Below are 855 nucleotides of genomic sequence, written 5' to 3'. Positions count from 1 at the left end.
CCGGTAAAGCTCGCGCTCGACGACCTCGGTGGCGGCGTCGATCGCCCGATCAATCACCGCCTGCACCTGCCTGGCGAGCAGATCGCACTGAGATTGCTCGGGGAGCCAGCACGCGGGGTCCGAAGACTGCGCGCGGTCCTCGGCCATGCGTACGCGCAACTCGTGGGCCGCGAGTAGTCCAGCAGCGGCAGTGCCGGAGCTGGAGGGGAGTGCGGTGGGCATAACGGCGACCCTACCAGCTATCGCAACCAAAAGCGCTGAAAAAGATGAACAACGCGCAACTAAAGTCCGCTGCAATAGTTGCGACACAGCCGCCGGCTCACACAACCCTCCGCATCACGCACGACGATACGACCCCACCGAACAGCCACACATCCCTCGTCGTGTCACACCAAGCCCCTACAGTCCAGCTAGGGGAAACGAGGGAAAGGAATGAGCGCACGGCACAATCTGTGAGTGGACCGCAACCGGGTACAGGAGCTGCACTACATCACGCCGCTGGCCAACCTGGCGTCGATCCTGCAACACGGCATCGTCAGCCACAACCGCGCCGCAGCCCTCTCACACCTGTCGATCGCCAACGAAAGTGTCCAGGACCGACGAGCCGACAAACAGGTGCCCGGCGGCATGCAACTCCACGACTACGTCAACCTCTACTTCGATGCCCGCAACGCGATGATGTACGACCGCCGAGGAATGCGAGAGACCATGGTTGTGTTGCGAGTGGCGCATAGCGTGCTCGAAACCCCGGGGGTTGTGATCGCCGACGGCAACGCCGCATCGTCAGGCACGAAGTTCGGAGCATCGCCGGCAGGACTGGCCAGCCTCGATCCCGAACGTGTCTACGCACACTCC

Annotated in this window: 1 protein-coding gene; it reads left to right on the top strand. The window is 63.0% G+C overall.

From position 1 onward, the window contains the following. Positions 1–456: 456 nt before the first annotated feature. The coding region (locus RNB18_RS50670; protein WP_311720882.1) for a DUF4433 domain-containing protein at positions 457–855 on the top strand (399 nt) is incomplete at its 3' end.

This window comes from Streptomyces doebereineriae, from assembly GCF_031845645.1.
GTDB classification, from domain to species: Bacteria; Actinomycetota; Actinomycetes; order Streptomycetales; family Streptomycetaceae; genus Streptomyces; species Streptomyces canus.
Note: the sequence above shows the minus strand (reverse complement) of the source record. Positions and strands in the feature narration are given on the sequence as shown.